The sequence below is a fragment of the Nostoc sp. UHCC 0251 genome, from assembly GCF_034932245.1.
GTDB lineage: Bacteria > Cyanobacteriota > Cyanobacteriia > Cyanobacteriales > Nostocaceae > Nostoc.
The window spans coordinates 1-14,404 of record NZ_JAYGHD010000101.1; the positions used below are offsets into that span (position 1 = coordinate 1).

At 40.6% G+C, this 14,404-nt stretch carries 11 protein-coding genes; 6 read left to right on the plus strand and 5 right to left on the minus strand.

Translation table 11 applies throughout. The features are described 5' to 3' along the window. Positions 1–101 precede the first annotated feature (101 nt). The gene (locus VB740_RS13295) at positions 102–839 is read left to right on the plus strand and encodes a DUF3598 family protein (RefSeq protein ID WP_323200467.1); all 738 of its coding nucleotides are present in this window, start codon (positions 102–104) and stop codon (positions 837–839) included. Positions 840–862: 23 nt separating this feature from the next. Here the strand turns inward: VB740_RS13295 and VB740_RS13300 are convergent, their stop codons facing one another. Then, positions 863–2,956 (minus strand): outer membrane protein assembly factor, encoded by a 2,094-nt coding sequence (locus VB740_RS13300; protein WP_323200468.1) that lies wholly within the window; start codon positions 2,954–2,956, stop codon positions 863–865. Between the two features lie 245 nt (positions 2,957–3,201). Here VB740_RS13300 and VB740_RS13305 point away from each other — a divergent pair, with 245 nt between their 5' ends. Beyond that, complete coding sequence (locus VB740_RS13305; protein WP_323200469.1) at positions 3,202–4,563, plus strand: lipid-A-disaccharide synthase-related protein; 1,362 nt, start codon at positions 3,202–3,204, stop codon at positions 4,561–4,563. Between the two features lie 126 nt (positions 4,564–4,689). Here the strand turns inward: VB740_RS13305 and VB740_RS13310 are convergent, their stop codons facing one another. After that, complete coding sequence (locus VB740_RS13310; RefSeq protein ID WP_323200470.1) at positions 4,690–5,412, minus strand: response regulator transcription factor; 723 nt, start codon at positions 5,410–5,412, stop codon at positions 4,690–4,692. 426 nt (positions 5,413–5,838) lie between these two features. On the opposite strand from VB740_RS13310, the gene VB740_RS13315 reads away from it, so the two are divergent. The 3 genes from VB740_RS13315 to VB740_RS13325 all read left to right on the plus strand — a co-directional run bounded on the left by VB740_RS13315 (position 5,839) and on the right by VB740_RS13325 (position 8,973). Beyond that, the gene (locus VB740_RS13315; protein ID WP_323200471.1) at positions 5,839–5,997 is read left to right on the plus strand and encodes a hypothetical protein; all 159 of its coding nucleotides are present in this window, start codon (positions 5,839–5,841) and stop codon (positions 5,995–5,997) included. 481 nt (positions 5,998–6,478) lie between these two features. Beyond that, positions 6,479–7,810 (plus strand): hybrid sensor histidine kinase/response regulator, encoded by a 1,332-nt coding sequence (locus VB740_RS13320; protein WP_323200472.1) that lies wholly within the window; start codon positions 6,479–6,481, stop codon positions 7,808–7,810. Between the two features lie 38 nt (positions 7,811–7,848). Beyond that, on the plus strand, positions 7,849–8,973 hold the full coding sequence (locus VB740_RS13325) for a hybrid sensor histidine kinase/response regulator (protein WP_323200473.1): 1,125 nt from the start codon (positions 7,849–7,851) through the stop codon (positions 8,971–8,973). Between the two features lie 38 nt (positions 8,974–9,011). Here VB740_RS13325 and VB740_RS13330 read toward each other — a convergent pair whose 3' ends face one another. The 3 genes from VB740_RS13330 to VB740_RS13340 form a co-directional block, all read right to left on the minus strand. Then, the gene (locus tag VB740_RS13330; protein WP_323200474.1) at positions 9,012–9,467 is read right to left on the minus strand and encodes a response regulator; all 456 of its coding nucleotides are present in this window, start codon (positions 9,465–9,467) and stop codon (positions 9,012–9,014) included. Between the two features lie 503 nt (positions 9,468–9,970). Further along, entirely contained in the window at positions 9,971–10,216 is a 246-nt protein-coding gene (locus VB740_RS13335; protein ID WP_323200475.1) for a hypothetical protein, read from the minus strand. 2,030 nt (positions 10,217–12,246) lie between these two features. Beyond that, complete coding sequence (locus VB740_RS13340) at positions 12,247–13,686, minus strand: RtcB family protein (protein ID WP_323200476.1); 1,440 nt, start codon at positions 13,684–13,686, stop codon at positions 12,247–12,249. A gap of 420 nt (positions 13,687–14,106) precedes the next feature. On the opposite strand from VB740_RS13340, the gene VB740_RS13345 reads away from it, so the two are divergent. Then, complete coding sequence (locus tag VB740_RS13345; RefSeq protein ID WP_190729034.1) at positions 14,107–14,301, plus strand: heavy-metal-associated domain-containing protein; 195 nt, start codon at positions 14,107–14,109, stop codon at positions 14,299–14,301. Positions 14,302–14,404: the final 103 nt, after the last annotated feature.

Here is a 14,404-nt window from a genome sequence, read left to right on the forward strand (position 1 = left end):
GCTGTCGCTAACGCACCCTACGTATCTTTTCAAAAATCAAACCGGATTCCTATATGATTATTACTGTTGATAGCAAATAGCAATCTAGACAACAGCTAACAATGAATTCAGACACCATAACAAATGCCCAACTGCAAAACTGGGAGAATTTTTGCAGTCATATTGGAGACTGGCATGGAACTTGGAACGTTTACAATTTGGAGGGTGAATTAATTCGCTCTCATCAATGTGTCAGAAGTTTCCATTTAAGCGGTGATGGAAGTGAGATGAATCATCAGAATTATTCTACTTATGCTGATGGAACAAACAAATTAGAAACCTATGGCCCACATAAAAAACCTCACATAAGATCGCTTCATTTGAATGATAGTTTTTCATGGGGTTCTCAAGAAGTAAAATCTGGCTCAGTCTTCTTTTTTGAGACTGGTTTTAAGCATAAAGATAGGCGGAGTAGTGCAGTTGCCAGATACAACGAAAATGGTACTTTAGATATTCTGATAATTTCTGAACACTTGGGAAGTCAAGTCGAAGAACCTCCTCTACCTCCTGCAAATCAATTAAGTGGTTGGCAAGGGATAATCACCAAAATGACGCCTGAGTGCATAGTATCACCCACAGTTTCAACTTCATGGATACAACTAGAAGATTTAAATAAGAATCATCTTACCTTGAACTTGAAAGATGGGGTAGCAATCAGTATTCCAAAATATATAGAGAGTGAAACAGAGTTTTTTTTGGTGACAGAATGGCTGGTAAATCCTACTTTATTGCTGCGAGGTATTCGCCATTTCGACATATCCGGGTTTACAAGCTTTACCTTAGAAGTATTTAATCGCTGATGGCAAGTATAGAAGAAATTTTCTTAAAATCGCTGCCCGATGCCTAAATGCACCTTGCTTTCTCCCTGGTCATTAATGCCATAGTCAGCCCGGATTAAGCCTAGTGGTGAATTTAAGCGCACTCCAGCGCCATAACCAAAACCATAACCTTGTTTGCCCCGCACACCTGCTGGATCTCCCAATACAGTATCACCAGAACCTAAGTCTGAGGCAAAGTCGGCAAATAATACACCTCCTACTATTGGTAAGACGGGAAAACGATATTCTGCGGAAGCTAACACATAACTGCGACCACTCCCCACATCTCCAGAATCGTAACCGCGTACTGAGTTGGTACCACCCAAGTTAAAGCTTTCGTAAGGTGGTAAATTACCAATGACAGTACCAGCTTGCAGATTCACAGCAAATACTTGCGGTTGTTTAGTGTTAAATAATTGGACTGGCAAATATTGGCTGTAATTAGCTTTGAGGCGATTTAGGGAAATATTACCTTGACCGATGGGCACAGATTGTTCTGTACTCAAACTCAGAACGGAACCTTGAGTTGGATTGAGGGAATTATCCCGTTGGTCTTTGGTGGCGGTGAAGGATACGGTAGTTAGGTCATCAACGCCAGTTCCACTCGCAGATAGGGGATTGCCTTGAGCGTCGGTTGGAGTAATATTACCTTGGCGATCGCGAATACTAGTTTGGGTATAGTTTAATCCTAAGGATGTGTTCCAGCCGTCTATTGGTCGCTGTAAGCTGACACCTCCGCCAATTTGACCTTCCCGCACTTTGTCGCCGTTAGCTAGCATAATTTTGTCATCAAAGGTTTCCGAAAGTTCCCGATTACGAAAACCATTCACAGTGTACCCCAAGCGATCGGGGTTAGTTGCCCGATAAGGACTGATAAATTTGCTATTAAACTGCAAATCTCGGCTACTTACAGCAACATTCACACCTAAAGTATCATTAATACCGCCGACATTCTGATCTTGATAGCTGATTGTACCTGTTAACCCCTGATCAGCATTGTAACTACCACCCAAGTTAACACCACGCGCCCCAGTTTCTTTGAGTTGGTAGACTAAATCTAGTTTTGTCGCATCCCCTTCTAAGGCAACATTCACACTTTCAAATAAACCAGTACGATATAGCTGTTGTATATCTTGTTTAACTACATTTTCTTGGAAGATTTGACCAGTTTTTAGCTTGAGTTGCTGTTGTAAGAAATCTGGTTTGGTGCGTCCTCCCACGGGATTACCCTTGCTATCAACGGTTTTGCCCTCATCGTTGACAAAGCGAAACTTGATATTACCCACCAAGCCTTCAGCGACATTCACAGTGAGAATACCTTGAGAATTGGGTTTAACTGATAACACCCGTGCTAAGTTATAACCATTATCGGCGTACCACTTGTTAATTTGTGATACTGCTTGTTGAAGTCCAGCAGGACTAATGGTGGTTCCAATCTGAGATTGCAAACGTTGTTGGGCTACTTGGTAGGTGAGGACTTTAGCGCCAGATAATTGCAGCGATCGCACAATCACCGGTTGGACTTGGTAAACTACATTCAATCCAGCCTGTGTGCTAAAGCTATTCACACTGACATTGCTAAATAAACCTGTATCCAAAATTGCAGCTACATCTTTTTGTAGCTGGCTTTGACTGGTTTCTCCACCCGCCTGGGTTTTAATTACTTGGCGGATAATTTGCTGTAATTCTTGATTGGCTCCCACTACCTGTACATCTGTAGCTGTTACTACTAAATCTCTAGTAGTAGGGGTTTTGGGAGCAGGGGGAGCAGGGGGAGCAGGGGAGGCAGGGGAGGCAGGGGAGGTGGGGAGGATGAGTTGGGAATTTAACTGTTGTGCTGACTTTAAGACGACTGGGGAATTTTTGTTTGCACCTGTTTGCACGGCAACGGGATTTTGAGAAAATTGTTGTGCAACTATAGTTTCTGGAGAAGCGATTGTCTCTATCCGTGCAGGAGTGTCTTCAATAATCGGCACCACCAAGTTACCAGCTTTTGCAGTTGGAGTAACGGTTTTAGCAGGAGCAGCCGTTGCTTGCTCAGTGACATTGCCAGCAGCTAAAGTAGCTAAAGTAAAAATAGCAGTAGCAGAAACTCGCATAATATTTAACCTAATTAACGAACTTTGGGAGTTTAAGTCCCCTAGCGCGTTTTATGACGGGGATTTAGACCCCGACACAAAACGTAATTGCGAATTGCGAATTGCGAATTGCGAATTGGTTTAACTGGGAGTTAGTTGTAGAGACGCTAGCGAATAGGGATAATACTAACTTCCAGCTTCTTCGCCGATTTCCCTATTTATACCTCTTACCCAAACAGACAGTTAATTTGGATGTTTTGTTTCTTATGAGTAATGTGTCTCGGTTATCTCAAACTTCTAACTCCCAAGCTGCAACTTCTCCTTTGCGGTTACTTGTATTAAGTAATGGTCATGGGGAAGATATGATTGCAGTTCGGATTTTGCAAGAACTCCAACAACAACCAAACCCACCAGAGATATTTGCTTTACCTCTGGTGGGTGAAGGACGTGCTTACCAACAGTTGGATATCCCCGTCATCGGTTCAGTCCGCACTATGCCTTCTGGCGGCTTTATTTATATGGATGGCCGCCAATTAGCGCGGGATGTCCGCGGTGGTTTATTGCAACTTACCCTCACCCAGATAAAAGCTATTCGCCGTTGGGTGAGTTCTCAAAAAAAATTAGGTCATAAAAGAGCGATTTTAGCTGTGGGAGATATTCTCCCGCTGTTGTTTGCAACTTTCAGTGGCGCTAATTATGCTTTTGTGGGTACGGCGAAATCTGAATATTATGTGCGGGATGAAGCTGGATTATTACCACGGAAATCCAAAGATGTGCGTTGGGAAAACTTTTCCGGTTCAATTTACCATCCTTGGGAACGTTGGTTAATGAGTCGTCGCCGTTGTAAGGCGGTGTTCCTTAGAGATGCACTGACGACGGAAACATTAAAACAATGGTCAATTCCAGCTTTTAATTTGGGTAATCCCATGATGGATGGTCTGCAACCCACCTTTTCACGCCAACAATTTTATAGTCAGGATAGCCAACAGCAAGAGACAGTCCGGCCTTTTGTGGTGACTCTTCTTCCTGGTTCTCGCCCGCCAGAGGCATACGCCAACTGGGAAACAATTATGATTGCTGTATCTGCATTGATGGCAAGTTTCCAAGAGCGAGATTCTATCTTCTACACTTCTAAAACAGTGGTGTTTTTAGGTGCGATCGCTCCAGGTTTAGATTCTCATATTTTATCCCAAAGTGTGCAATCCCAAGGCTGGCGCACTGAATCAGCATGTCCTATCCAAATTGCTGATCCAAATGTCTTGACATTTAAACAAAGACATGCATATCTACTGCTGACACAACAAGCTTATAATGATTGCTTACACTTGGGAGATATAGCGATCGCAATGGCAGGTACAGCCACAGAACAGTTTATCGGTTTAGGGAAACCTGCGATCGCGATTCCCGGTAATGGGCCCCAATATAATCCTGGCTTTGCTGAAGCTCAAAGTCGTCTTTTAGGCTCATCTTTGGTTTTAGTTGAGCAGCCAGCAGAAGTTCCCAAGATCGTACAATCCCTATTCAAAGATCCTGATATTTTGCAAATTATTGCCGAAAATGGTATGCGCCGCATGGGCAAACCCGGAGCAGCACTACGCATTGCAGAATGTTTACAGGAACGATTTTGAATGGGAATTGGGAATTGGGCATTGGGCATTGGGCATTGGGCAATAACTCAATAGTTCTTCTTCCCCTGCTTCCCCTGCTCCCCCTGCTTCCCCTGCTCCCCCTGCTCCCTCATCCCCAGTCCCTCCTTATGCTACCAACCCAGAACGTAAAGCCCTTACAGCAGCTTGGGTGCGGTCATCGGCACATAATTTATTTAGAATATTACGAACATGGGTCTTCACAGTACCAACTGTAATGTAGAGTTTCTCAGCAATTTGCCCATTGCTACACCCGGCTACAATCAATTCTAAGATTTCCAATTCCCTTTGAGTCAGTGGATATGTTTCCAAAACTTGCTCATATTCTGACGCTAACGCCTCAATTTTTACAGTCTTCGGTTTGTCAGAGGTTTGGCTCTCTCCAGGAATACCTTGCCGCATCTTCCGCAATACCACGTTGGCAATTGCCGGATCAATCCAAGAGTTACCGCCGTGAGTCGCTTGGATAGCGTCAGTTAATTTGCTGATGCTTGTTTCTTTCATGTAATAAGAATCAGCACCTGCCGCGAAAGCTGCAAGTACAGCATCCTCTGTGTGATCCATTGTTAGGATCAAAATCTTAGTTGCCGTCTGTCCAGTTTCAGCTTGCTGACGTTTGAATTTACGGGTGAGTTCAATGCCATCCATATCAGGCAAACCGATATCTACAACCGCTACATCTGGCTTTGCCGTTTCTAAAAGTTTTAGTCCTTGGGTAGCATTTGCCGCTTCGCCAATTACTTTCAAGGCACTGTGAGCCTGTAATGCAGCTCGTAGACCCATTCGCGTTAAGTCATGATCTTCAATTAAAATAATGCTAATTTCATTCATTGCTACACTCGCTCTTACGCTGTTTGCATCTTTCAAAGTATTACTTTTTGTAAGTGCTATCTTTTATTTCCCCAACTAAAGATAGATGATATTTCAGCCTGTCTGCATCCACCGCTAGAAATAATAAACTTTCTATTTTTTAACATTTAGATAGAGAATAAATCTAGCTGGAGATATATAGATACTTGCACAATAAGTATGAAAGATTGAGACTAATGCCAAATTGCTCCTCCCGTGCTTAAAATTCACCTTTCAGTTGCCATGTTCCATTAGTTAATTACTATTATCTTGTATAAAGCATACACAAATGGGCAAATTACAAAAAGTAAAAGTTACCTTACGAGAAAGTGGACGATGGTTTCGAGCGATTTTTAACCAAACCTTCGGTGGCAAGGACTAAGTATTCTTTCTAAAGTTTGCAAGAAGGTGTTGTTAATTTTACAAACAGTGGAAGACTGCGATCGCCAGGAAGACACTAACACAGGTCTGGCAAGCGTTAAGAAAAATGTCGAAATTTCAAGAGGTAAGATTACTTCGGATTCACAAATCGTTATGGGGAGTTCCTTTGTTATTTACCTGCTCTAACCAATCTGATGAGTACAAATACTCAAGATTATGATACAAAATAATGGTATGCAACTCTCACCTATGGCTGACGACGGTCGCTTGCTGACTCAATTACAATTGTTTTAAGCTTAGTAAAGTATTTTATTTTACTTTATATTAGCTATGTTTGCTGTTTTGGGTTTGTTAATTACTAATTGTTTTAGAACGATTGGTCATTTGCTATAAGTTTAATTTCAATAGTCTGGCAAATTAACCAAATTAAGGATACAACAGACTGAATTTAACCCAAGGAAATGCCCAAAATAGAGATTAACTATTAGTGGAGGACAACGAAGCTGATGCGATGAAGCTCAAGAAGTATTAGATATTGTGAGAAATGGCTTAAGTCAATAAAGTTACAGATTTTAGATATTTAAAAGCCTTATATTATTTTAGTTAGATAATTTTAAACAAGGAAATTTATACATCAACCTATATTTAGCGGCAACAATAAAAACCGATGGAAGATACGCTGAAAATCTTGGTTGTAGATGATGATGAAGTAAACCGGATAGCAGTCCGTTATGCCCTGAATGAAGCAGGTATTCAAATGGAACTGTCTGAAGTAAGCGATGGCAATGATGCGTTGTCTATTTTGAGGACTACTGCCTATGATTGTGTTTTCCTCGCCTATCGCTTACTAGATCAAGATGGACTAACCTTAATTCAACAGCTGCGTTCTTCGGAAATTAAAGTTCCTTTAGTAGTCCTAACTGGTCAAGAAGATAAACAAACTGCTGTCAAATTATTGAAAGCTGGTGCTACAGACTATCTCTCTAAGTCTAGAATATCTCCAGAAAACTTGGCACAAGTTTTGCGGAGTGCGATTCGGGTTTATCGGGCTGAAATGCAGGTAACTTTAGCAAAAGATCAGCTCAGAGAAAGTCATGAACAACTTATTCGCAAGAACCAAGAATTGGAGAGACAACAGCAACAGCTTCAAATTCAAAACTTCAAGCTATCAGAGGCATTACTGCTAAAATCACATTTTTTGGCAACCATGTCCCATGAACTCAGAACGCCGATGAATGCGATTATTGGTTTTTCGCAAATACTGCTGCGTCCTAAGTTTGGTCAACTAACGCACCAGCAAGCAGATATGGTTGAGCGCATCTTGAATAATGGGAAACATTTGCTAATGCTAGTCAATGAAGTTCTTGACTTTTCCAAGCTGGAGTCAGGACGATTAGACTTAAAGGCGGAAATATTTGATATATCAAAAGTAATAAATCTCGCTGTAGGTGAAATGCGTTCCCTAGCTGACGCCAAAAACCTATCATTATTAGTGGAAATGGACTTACAAAATAGTTTGGTATTTAATGATCCAGTTCGTGTCAAACAAATTTTAATTAATTTGCTCTCTAATGCCATTAAGTTCACAGAGTCAGGTGAGATTTGGGTTGAAGTTGAAGAACTACCTACAAATCGAGTCGCAATTATGGTTCGTGATACAGGTATTGGCATAGCACCCAGAGATTTTAAACGTATTTTTGAAGCATTTCGGCAAGTCGATCAAACCATTACTCGGAAATATCCAGGTACTGGTTTGGGTTTGGCAATTATAGATTCACTGGTACGAATGATGGGCGGCAAAATATTTCTTGAGAGCAAATTAGGGGTCGGTTCAATGTTTAAAATTGAATTGCCGCGTCAAATCACATTATCATCCGTAGGATCTGACCCTCCACCTTTACAAGATGGCAACCGAGTTGTTTGCTCTGTTAAAAATCCGCATCATTCATCTTCTCAAGCTAGGCAAACATCAATAGGATATCCTAAATACAAAATATAAATTGCTTTCAAAAAAAAACTAATAAAAGTAGATAAATTATGTCTGTAGTTGAAAATAATAAAATTTATCGCATCCTCGCAGTTGACGATACTCTAGATAATCTCATTTTGGTTCAAGCAATTTTAGAAAGTGAGGGGTATGAAATTCAATTGGTTTCAGATGGAATAAAGGCTTTGCGGCAAGTTGAACAATCTCCACCCGATCTGATTCTGTTAGATGTGATGATGCCAGGGATAGATGGTTATGAAGTCACACGTAGGATTCGGAATAACCCAGCAATTAGTTATATTCCCATTCTTTTGATTACTGCCTTTCATGAATCTAGTGTTGTCGAAGGTTTAGATGCTGGTGCCGACGATTTTATTCGTAAACCATTTGATACTGATGAACTACTGGCAAGGGTGCGATCGCTGTTGCGTCTCAAGCACAGTCTAGACGAACAACAAAAAATGGCCCGCCAACGGGAAGACTTTGTTTCCCGTCTGACTCATGATTTGCGAACTCCTCTAGTAGCCGCCGATCGCATGTTGGGTTTGTTTGAGATGGAAACATTCTGTAAAATTTCGCCGGAAATGAAACAGGCGATCGCAGTAATGATTCGCAGTAACCAAAATTTGATGGACATGGTAAATACCCTCCTAGAAGTCTATCGCTTCGAGGCAGGTAAAAAAACGTTGAATTGGGAGGAATGCGATTTACGTGAGATATCTCAAGAAGTAGTCAGCGAGCTAAGTCCTTTAACTGCTGAAAAAGGGTTGATTCTGGAATTAGACACCCGTGAATTAGATGCAGTAGATAAAAACGCTGGTATTATTATGGGCGATCGCTTGGAACTACGGCGGGTGATAAACAACCTGATTGCAAATGCCATCAAATTTACAGATACAGGAGGCATCACAATCCGTATTTTTGAAACACCACCTCATCCAGAAAAACCAGATTCGGTAACAATCGAGATCCAAGATACAGGATATGGGATTGCACCCGAAGATCAGGCAACAATTTTCGAGCGATTTCGCCAAGGCAAACATAAACGCTCAGGTAGTGGTTTAGGGCTACATCTATCCCACCGAATTATAGAAGCGCACACCGGAACTATCAAGGTCACCTCTGAACTAGGTAAAGGTAGCTTGTTCACTATGCAACTACCTAAAAACATTTAAGTCCTTCACCTTCACATTCATATTTTTCTGCTCGACTGCTAATCCTGACAAACCTTCAAAGCTGGGTAAGGGGCGAATTTTCTTTCCAGCCCACGGCGAATTATAGCCTCTAATTCCTCAAGCATGTAAGGCTTGCTGATGTAATCATTAAATCCTGCTTTTAAGATCCGCTCACGATCCTCCGTGCTAGCTAAAGCTGTGACTGCCACCACTGGAATTGTGCAAGTTAGGGGTTCTTGCTTTAAATGACGAACAACATCGATACCGCTAAGACCTGGTAACAAAATATCTAACAAGATTAAGTCTGGTTGATATTCTTTAGCTACCAGCACAGTTGTAGAACAATCTGTTTGACAAATGAATCTATAACCCATTGAATCAAGAGCATAACTAATTAGCAGGAGACTATCATCATGGTCTTCCACTGCCAAAATCAAAGGCTGGTGAGAGTTTTGTTGCGTTTCATCACTCATGAATGAATGTGCCAAATACATCTCTTCTCCAGAAGATTTTATTAGGATTAATAGTCTTTACTTGGGAGATACAGACGAGGCTTACCGCGAACGATAGAATAGTGTTCAATTAGGATTGACTGGTATTTTGCTTTTGCCTAGTTGATAACTCTAACCGATGAAAAAATACTTGAGGGAAGTAAACCTCAAGCTGATAAATTTAGCATATACTTTTCGATTATACGCAAAATTACAGAACATTTTCCCAATGAACTGATAATAAGTTCATATATAAGACCCATATTTGATTGTGTGAAAAAAGTCCGTACAACTAAGCAGCCTTTTTTCCCATTCCCTGTTAAGCCAACTAAGTATGGCTACGCCACGCCGCGCGACACTGACGTAAACGCACAAATTTAGCCTTGACAGTAGATAAAACCAGGTTCTTAATGTTCAGATAGAAGCGCGAATAGAACACCAAAAGCCAGTTGTATCAAAGTTATCTTATTAACAAATGTATCATTTAAGTTTGAACCGAATCTTAGTTAATTTTTCAATAAATCAATCTCTTTGTTATATTTACGATGAAACTTCAATAATTCTAGATAAGCAAATGGCACGATTATAGGCCAGAAGATAGTGATTAACACTAAAATTATCCAAGATAAATAGCGCTGTTCTAAACTCATTTCTTTATCACTCGTCAGAAAAAATAACCATTGGCTAAATAAACACCAAGCGAATGCTAGATAAACGACGATGCCAAGATAAGTCAGAAGTAAATGCAACATAAGCCTCTATAATGTTTTCTACCTTTAAAGAATTTACAGATCCAAAATATTTTCCCATAATAATTGTACCGTTACTTGCTTGATTAAAGCACTAGACATTAAGCTATGGTCGTAGCTCAAAATATGTAACTACTTGGAGAATAAGCCTAAATATTGTTTGGATTTTATAGTATAATTTTTTACTTTAATATATCTCTGGCTGATCCATTCAATTAGCTATTCCTATTTAAGAAAGGTAAACAGTATTAGCTGTCTGAAATTTCGATAAATACTATTGGAGAGAGGTAAAACTGTACTGCACCCAAGTGAGAATAGCTATATCAGTAAAATAAACTGAATAACCACTAGTGAATATGGCGATCGCAAGAAAAAGAGACTAGATTAATCTAATGAGTGCAAAGATGCTGTGAGACATTTAAATTTAATTCCGCCTACCTACTTAGGTCAAAGGTTTGCTAATTTCATCTAAACCTCAAGATAAGGAAATCCCATACTAAATAAATTGAGAATTGGGCGTATTCATTAATCACGAATAAACTCGATCAAACATAGTCATGATAACAGGCAGATTAATACTGCTACTGACCTGTATAGTAAAACCGCATAACATTATATCTGAAGATGGATATATTTTTTATGAACACACTATAGACAGATGAAGTTAAATCAAAGTAAGTCTAAATTAGTTAACTATGGTAAACACTTGGTATATATAGGGCGTGGCTTTTAGTCATGCCTTTTTCGTAAGTAATGACAAGCGATAAAACGTATAGATAGTTAGTGCAATACTGAATCTGCAATCTCTGAATCTAACTTTCTATTAAAATTAAGATTACAGAATGTTTGGTCTAATGCTAAAGGAATAGGAAGCATCATCAAACTCTGCCAGGTTGGTCTTACTTAAAAATAGCGTCTATAAATAGACCAAGTAACAAAAAACTACCAATACCATATATGGAGCACTATTCGTATCATTCTATAGATAGTAGAAATAACTATTTTACAAAGTTATTATTCAGCATATTAATGCCTGAAAAACGTGTATGCGCCCTGGAATAATACCCAGGGTCTTTTTTTATCATAACTCAGACAAGTGAAAGATAGACTCTCATGGGAATAGAGGTAAATTGAGTCTTCGAGTCATCTCCCAAGGGAGCCAGTAACATATCAGCTTTGAGAATATTTATATCCATCTTTTAAGAAGATGGATTGAAGTCAACTTAGTCTTAAATTAACTAGATGTGTTAAATGCTTGGTATATATGGATACCTGGTTTTAAACCAAGGTTTTTCATGCTTTAAATACAAATCTTGTATATTTTTATATTTTTATTTAAATCACTAAGTTAGAATTTTTACTAATTAATTCAATACTAAATTACGAATATTTATACATATCCTTTAGGATAATCGTCTAGAAACAGAGAAGAACAAAATTAATTTAGTACGTTACGCCGTGTGCGACTTTATCTCAAACCTAACCCCCAACCCCTTCCCTACTAGCGTTGGGGAGCAAGAATCAAAGCCTCTCTCCGTTTCGGGGAGAGGAATGGAAGTGGGGTTCCAAGAATAAGTTGCACATCGCGTTACGTTGTTAAGCACGCCAATTATTGAAGTTGGGTTCACAGTTAAACCTTTTTTAACAAATAACCAGCAAATGTTGTATCAGATTTCAGAATATTTGGATACAGCCTATAGCAAGATGAACTAAAGTAGGGGACAGTCTAAATTAATCTTGGTGTAGTAAATGCTTGGTATATATAGAGGCTTGGTTTAACCAAGCCTTTTATTATGACTTATCAGGTAATTATGTATCAGTTTTAAGAATATTTGGATACACTCTATCGCTCTCATGCATGACGCTGGGTAAACTCACATCTCACTAGCTGATTGCAAAATAATCATCAATCTTATGAAATAATTGCATTAATACGGATTTACTATAGCTTCACAGATGCAATTCTAAATATCAGGGAATAAAGATGGATACCCCTGGTCAATACCAGGGGCTTTTTATTTAGGAGCTACGCCCTACGCCTTAAACGTCAACACTGGACTCAATCGCGCCACCATGTCCACCATTTCTGTTTCAACCTGGACATCAATCACAGACTGAATCGGTTTGTAGGCAATGGGTGCTTCTTCAATTCGGCGTTCTTGACGCAGGGTGATGCAGTCTACCCCGGTTAATCCTAGTTCTGCCTCACTTTGAGATGCACCTCTGCGGTTGAGGTCGAAGCGAGAATGAATTCTTCCCGCCCCATGTGAGGCAGAATTACAAAATGCTGGATTGCCTCTACCCACCATCAAATACGAACAAGCACCCATAGAACCAGGGATAATCACTGGTTGTCCTGCATGGGCGGGACAAGCGCCCTTGCGTGTTACCCATCCCTGACCTTCGGGTAAGGTGATGTTATGCGGCAAGTCATAAACTAGAGGTGCTTCCACATCTTTGTATACTTCCCGCAAACGCAGACGTAGCAATTCCGCTAACAACAGGCGATTGATAAAGCCATAGTTAGCAGCAGTTGCCTCAGCTTGCAGGTAACTGGTAACTAATTCGGGGTGAGAATAAGTAGAGAGAGGAAAAATCTGAGAATCAGGGTACTTCAGACCTTTTTGCCAAGTCGCTTTAGCTTTATCTCTCCACATTCCCCCGATATACTTACCCACGTTTCGAGAACCAGAGTGAATCATAAAAGCTAGCTGTCCCTCGCGCACTCCCCAGGCGTGAGCAAGTGTACGATTTTCGACTTTATCAACTCGCTGCACTTCTACAAAATGATTACCGCCGCCAATAGTTGCCAGCCCGCCATCGCGTACTAGTCCAGCATCGGGAACCAATTCTTCAGGCGCAAGTTTCCAGTCACCGTCCATTGAACCACCTAAGAAGATACGTTCGCTCTCTTGGGCAAGTTGTTGCAAATCAGATTTGACTACACTCCCTGTAGGCTTATCTAGCATGGCATCCAGCCAACCAGGAACACCATATTGAAATAGCGATCGCATTGCGTGAGCAGTCATCGTCACATCACGCGTACCGAAGAAATAATCTCCCTTCATCCGTTCTACGAATTGATCGCGCTTTGCCAGAAATTCCTCGATTGTCAAATCAGCAACATGGAGGCGCATCCCACAATTGATGTCAGAACCGACAGCGCTAGGGATGACCTGATCCACAGTTTCTACGACTGAACCAATGGCAACACCTGCATCACCTGGGTGAAAGTCAGGCGTAGCACAGGCACGACACACGCACCCACCTGATGGGTGACGAACGCTCGCCAAATTCGCTAACTGCTTCAGTGCCTTAGCTTCTACTGGAAAGCCTTCTGGTAGTAACACTTCTGCTACAGGGGCATCAGGAGAATTAACTAAACGAACTGAATAAATGCAATTGTTGTAACTTACATCCAAACCCTGCCGCTCTAAAGCACGCAGGAGACGTTTCAAATTTTTTGGCTGCATGAAAACTCCAAATAGAGTCTTAAAAAAGACCCTTTGTTGTAAAGAAATGAGGAGACTTGGGTTCAGCAGCCGCGTCTCAAGTAGTGCGGAGGGTAGTTTTCCCACAACTATGGGCAAAACTACAAGTTAATTCTGACTAATGTGGTTATATAGCCTTAATAACACACACTTTCATCGGATGGCAATGGCTTTGTAGTACGTTGTATTTTTGATGGGCAATGGTTACTCAGCCAAACCAAAGTTGTAAAGAAATTTTAAGTTTAGCAAAAAACTTTTAAAAATCTCTAGACTCTCTAGCCGGCTGGAGAGTCTAGGATAAATTCAAGGCGACTCTCTTTCCAGTTATTTCTAACTGTTGATAGATGTCTCCCAGTTATCCACTTTGGTTTGGCTAGCTTTTCCACTCTATCCCGTAAATCTATGACTCTCCAACTCACAGTTCCTAACATGGCTTGTTCTGTTTGTGCAAGCACTATCACCAAAGCACTTCAGGCAGTCGATGCCAATGCTAGCGTTCAGGCTGATCCAACAACCAAGCTTGTCAGTGTAGAAACTCAAGCATCAGAAACAGCAATTAAAGAAGCGTTGGCTGCTGCTGGCTATCCAGTTGTTTAATCTCAAGAAAGGCAGGACGCAGAGGGCAGGAGGCAGGAGGAATACTATACCCGTATTTCTTCTAAGAAACTTCTTGTGCTGTGGGATTAACGATTAAATCGCA

Excerpts from the sequence above, each read along its gene's own strand:
- VB740_RS13295 (WP_323200467.1), top strand. The coding sequence starts at position 102 with ATGAATTCAGACACCATAACAAATGCCCAACTGCAAAACTGGGAGAAT.
- VB740_RS13300 (WP_323200468.1), bottom strand. The coding sequence starts at position 2,956 with ATGCGAGTTTCTGCTACTGCTATTTTTACTTTAGCTACTTTAGCTGCT.
- VB740_RS13305 (WP_323200469.1), top strand. The coding sequence starts at position 3,202 with ATGAGTAATGTGTCTCGGTTATCTCAAACTTCTAACTCCCAAGCTGCA.
- VB740_RS13310 (WP_323200470.1), bottom strand. The coding sequence starts at position 5,412 with ATGAATGAAATTAGCATTATTTTAATTGAAGATCATGACTTAACGCGA.
- VB740_RS13320 (WP_323200472.1), top strand. The coding sequence starts at position 6,479 with ATGGAAGATACGCTGAAAATCTTGGTTGTAGATGATGATGAAGTAAAC.
- VB740_RS13325 (WP_323200473.1), top strand. The coding sequence starts at position 7,849 with ATGTCTGTAGTTGAAAATAATAAAATTTATCGCATCCTCGCAGTTGAC.
- VB740_RS13330 (WP_323200474.1), bottom strand. The coding sequence starts at position 9,467 with ATGTATTTGGCACATTCATTCATGAGTGATGAAACGCAACAAAACTCT.
- VB740_RS13335 (WP_323200475.1), bottom strand. The coding sequence starts at position 10,216 with ATGTTGCATTTACTTCTGACTTATCTTGGCATCGTCGTTTATCTAGCA.
- VB740_RS13340 (WP_323200476.1), bottom strand. The coding sequence starts at position 13,686 with ATGCAGCCAAAAAATTTGAAACGTCTCCTGCGTGCTTTAGAGCGGCAG.
- VB740_RS13345 (WP_190729034.1), top strand. The coding sequence starts at position 14,107 with ATGACTCTCCAACTCACAGTTCCTAACATGGCTTGTTCTGTTTGTGCA.